At 54.5% G+C, this 3,661-nt stretch carries 5 protein-coding genes and 1 pseudogene; 5 read left to right on the forward strand and 1 reads right to left on the reverse strand.

Annotated features, from left to right (window positions below; genetic code table 11):
- From Q7T06_RS06000 to Q7T06_RS06020, 5 genes are all read left to right on the forward strand, one after another.
- Positions 1 to 162, forward strand: a 162-nt coding sequence (locus Q7T06_RS06000) for a DALR anticodon-binding domain-containing protein (RefSeq protein WP_304781869.1), incomplete at its 5' end; no start/stop codon positions are given.
- A 10-nt stretch (positions 163 to 172) separates the two neighbouring features.
- A complete protein-coding gene (locus Q7T06_RS06005; protein WP_304781857.1) occupies positions 173 to 763 on the forward strand; it encodes an SPOR domain-containing protein in 591 nt (196 codons plus the stop codon).
- A 13-nt stretch (positions 764 to 776) separates the two neighbouring features.
- The gene (locus tag Q7T06_RS06010; RefSeq protein ID WP_304781860.1) at positions 777 to 1,436 is read left to right on the forward strand and encodes a thiol:disulfide interchange protein DsbA/DsbL; all 660 of its coding nucleotides are present in this window, start codon (positions 777 to 779) and stop codon (positions 1,434 to 1,436) included.
- A gap of 96 nt (positions 1,437 to 1,532) precedes the next feature.
- Entirely contained in the window at positions 1,533 to 2,327 is a 795-nt protein-coding gene (locus tag Q7T06_RS06015; RefSeq protein WP_304781863.1) for an SDR family oxidoreductase, read from the forward strand.
- Positions 2,328 to 2,369: 42 nt separating this feature from the next.
- A complete protein-coding gene (locus tag Q7T06_RS06020; protein WP_304781866.1) occupies positions 2,370 to 3,257 on the forward strand; it encodes a restriction endonuclease in 888 nt (295 codons plus the stop codon).
- A gap of 12 nt (positions 3,258 to 3,269) precedes the next feature.
- Here Q7T06_RS06020 and Q7T06_RS06025 read toward each other — a convergent pair.
- Positions 3,270 to 3,661: pseudogene (locus Q7T06_RS06025) on the reverse strand (MBL fold metallo-hydrolase); the annotation flags it as partial.

Consider the following 3,661-nt stretch of genomic DNA (forward strand, 5'->3'; position numbering starts at 1 on the left):
CGCGACTTAGCAGGCGAACTGCATAGCTACTACAATGCAGAGCGGGTGTTGGTGGACGATGTTGCGGTCAAGATGGCGCGTCTCGCACTGATGCACGCAACTCGGCAGGTATTGCGCAATGGTCTGGCCTTGATCGGCGTATCGGCACCGGCCCGGATGTAACAGGAAACTTATGCACAAGAACAGTAAAAAGCAGGCAGGCGGCACCTTACTCGGTTTGATCGTCGGCCTGATCCTCGGCCTCGGCATCGCAGTCGGTGTAGCGGTGGTAATTTACAAAACCCCGCTGCCATTCACCAACAAGGGTGCGCAGGAAAAAGCGGTAGCGCCGGCCAATGGTGACCTGACTGATCCGAACAAGCCGCTGTATGGCAAAAAAGCGGCGGCAAAAGACGCTGTTCCCGCGCCGGCGCCAGTCACACCCCAGGATGCTGCCAAGGCGCCGGTAGTCGACAAGGCCACGCTAGCCAAGGAAAAAGCTGAAGCCATCAAGGCGGAAGCCGCGAAGGCGGAAAGCGCCGATGAAAAATGGATTTACTATCTGCAGGCCGGCGCCTTCCGCGAAACCGCCGATGCAGAAACGATGAAAGCCAAGCTGGCCTTGATGGGCTTCGAAGCCACGGTGTCCGAGCGCCAGGCAGAAACCGGCACCCTGCACCGCGTGCGCGTAGGTCCTTTCGGCCAGCTCGAAACAATGAACCGAGTACGAACCAAGCTGTCTGACAATGGTATCGATGTTGCAGTTGTGCGCATCGGCAAATAAAGAGAGGGATAACATGCGTTTTTTTCAACACCTGTTGGTCGTAGCAAGCTTGAGCCTGATGGCAGCAACCGCCGGCGCATCGCCTGCCAGCCCTGTTAGCGGCACCGATTACCGCACGCTGGAAAAAGCGCAGCCTACCGACAGCGGCAAGAAAGTCGAAGTCACCGAATTCTTTTGGTACGACTGCCCGCATTGCAATGCGCTCGATCCATCGCTGGAAGCCTGGGTGAAAAAGAACGCCGGCAAGATCGCCTTCAAGCGCGTGCCGGTCGCCTTCCGCGATTCCTTCATCCCGCAACAGAAGCTGTATTACACGCTGGAAGCGCTGGGCCTGGTCGATGCGCTGCACGCCAAGGTATTCCGCTCTATCCATGTGGAACGCAAGCTGCTCGATACCGACAAGAAGATCGCCGACTTCATGGCCCTGCATGGCGTGGATGCCAAGAAATTTGCCGACACCTACAATTCCTTCGGCGTGCAAACCAAGGTGCAGCGCGCCACGCAATTGCAGGCTGCCTACAAGGTGGATGGCGTACCTATGATCGCGATCGACGGCCGTTACGTCACCTCGCCATCGATCATAGGCGCATCGCTGGGCAACCGTCCGGAAGCCATCCTGCATGAAGCCACGCTGCAAGTGATGGATCATCTGGTCGCCAAGTCAGCCAAGTAATCGATCAATACAACTGCTGAAATTTTCAGCAAAACAAAAAAGTCCGCGACTCGCAAGAGGGCGGACTTTTTATTTGGAGTCTGCATGCAAGCTGATATGAAACGTATCTTCATCACCGGCGCATCCAGCGGCCTGGGCGCAGCGCTGGCGCGCCACTACGCCGCACAGGGCGCGATGCTGGGCCTGGTCGCACGGCGCGGCGAAGTGCTGCAGCTGCTGGTGGCCGACCTGCCCTATCCGCAACGCCACCGCATCTATGTGCTTGATGTTACCGACAGCGCAGCGCTCGCCGCCGCCGCGGCCGACTTCTTCGCTGCGGCGCAAGGGGTGGATATCGTCATCGCCGCCGCCGGCATCTCGCGCGGCACGCTGACCGAATGTGCAGAAGACCTGGATGTATTCGAGCGCGTGTTCGCCACTAATGTAAGCGCCACCGTCGCCACCTTCGCCCCCCTCATCGCCACGCTGCAGGCGCAAGCCGCAGCCGGACAAACAGGCGGACGGCTGGTCGGTATAGGCAGCGTCGCCGGCATACGCGGCTTGCCGGGCGCAGGCGCCTACAGCGCATCCAAAGCCGCCGTCATCAGCTATTGCGAATCGCTGCGGCTGGAATTGAAGAAGGATGGCATCAAGGTCGTCACGATCGCGCCCGGCTATATCGATACGCCGATGACGCAGGTCAATGACTATGCAATGCCGTTCTTGATGCCGGTGGAGAAGTTCGCGGCGCAGGCGGCAGCGACGATAGAGGCGGGTTGCAGTTATCGGGTGATACCTTGGCAGATGGGGGTGGTGGCTAAGCTGCTGAGGATCTTGCCTAACTGGCTTTACGATTTGTTGTTTGCGAATGCGCCGCGCAAAACTCGCAAAACTTCATCAGTAGATCTATAAGCCGTGGTTATGTGACAAGGGCTAATAATAGGAGGAAGGGTTATGGCAAATACTGATTGGCGCGATCTTGAGCATCTAGTTGCAAAGATACAGCGCACACTGGCACCGGAAGCCACGGTTCAACATAACATTAAAGTTATGGGCAGAGAATCAGAAATTGAGCGACAAATAGATGTGCTTGTAACGCAGCGAATTGGGCAGTACACCATGACGATCGCTATCGATTGCAAAGACTATAAATCTCCTATCGATGTAAAGGGAGTCGAAGAGTTTGCAGGGATGGTGCAGGATATTGGAGCAAACAAGGGCGTCCTTGTATGTCCCGCAGGATTCACACCTACAGCAAAAAAGAGAGCAAAAAAACTGCAGATGGAGTTGTACAGACCTGTAGATACTGACGATCATAAGTGGCGTGTTAAGCCGACTATCCCTGAAATATTAGAATATGTAAGCGGAGGTATGAGTTTCACACTTAGTTGTTCTTACCCTGGACCGCTTACTATTAGCGAATGTACTGCTGTTTTGGAAGTTAGGTCTTCGGATGGTAGCTTTTTAGGACGGCCACTTGATCTCGCGATGATGAAGTGGAACGCGGGAGAGTTCCCCACAGAAGCTGGTGCATATGAAAATTTAGTTATATTTCAAGATGTTGAAGTGCAAATTGACAATGGTCATGGGGGTCTAGCACCTGTTCAAATTACGGTCAATCTGCAGGTGACTGAAGAGCGATATTTCGGACAACTTTTGATCGATCGAGTAAGTGGATTTTTGGATGAGCATACTGGGTTAACGATAACGAACTCATTTTCTGTTGGAGTTATAGAGCCTTCTGAGATTCAACGTGAGTGGAAAAAGCTTGCTATCGGAGAAGAGCCTCCAATCAAAGCAGTAATTGGGATTCGTGGCCTTATAGGTTGGCAAGAAGACTGATTTGTAGAAAAACTAAATAGGGCGAGTGAATCTGATTACCCCGTCAGTACAAGCCACACGCTTCAATAATCCATCTCGCCAAAGCTTGTGCAAATGCGCCAGCGCCTCCCCCAGCGCAAAACTCAACTGATGCGCATCCAGCTTGCGTACAAACATGATCGGCACGATGTCGGCTGCTGATTGCGGCGTCACGCAGGCATCCAGCACTTCCTGCAAGCGCGCTGCATGATGATCGAACAATTGCGCTATGCGCGTATGTAAGCCGCGGAAGGGTTTGCCGTGCGAGGGCAGCACCAGCGTGTCTTCCGGCAAGTCCTGGTACTTCAATAGCGAATCGAGGAATTGCTGCACCGGATTCGATTCCGGTTCTATCGCAAAGACCGAGACATTGGTCGAGATGCGCG

It is taken from the genome of Herminiimonas sp., from assembly GCF_030645555.1.
Classification (GTDB): Bacteria; Pseudomonadota; Gammaproteobacteria; order Burkholderiales; family Burkholderiaceae_D; genus Oxalicibacterium.

Bases quoted from the DNA above. Each gene is read 5' to 3' on its own strand.
- Q7T06_RS06005 (WP_304781857.1), top strand. From the start codon at position 173: ATGCACAAGAACAGTAAAAAGCAGGCAGGCGGCACCTTACTCGGTTTG.
- Q7T06_RS06010 (WP_304781860.1), top strand. From the start codon at position 777: ATGCGTTTTTTTCAACACCTGTTGGTCGTAGCAAGCTTGAGCCTGATG.
- Q7T06_RS06015 (WP_304781863.1), top strand. From the start codon at position 1,533: ATGAAACGTATCTTCATCACCGGCGCATCCAGCGGCCTGGGCGCAGCG.
- Q7T06_RS06020 (WP_304781866.1), top strand. From the start codon at position 2,370: ATGGCAAATACTGATTGGCGCGATCTTGAGCATCTAGTTGCAAAGATA.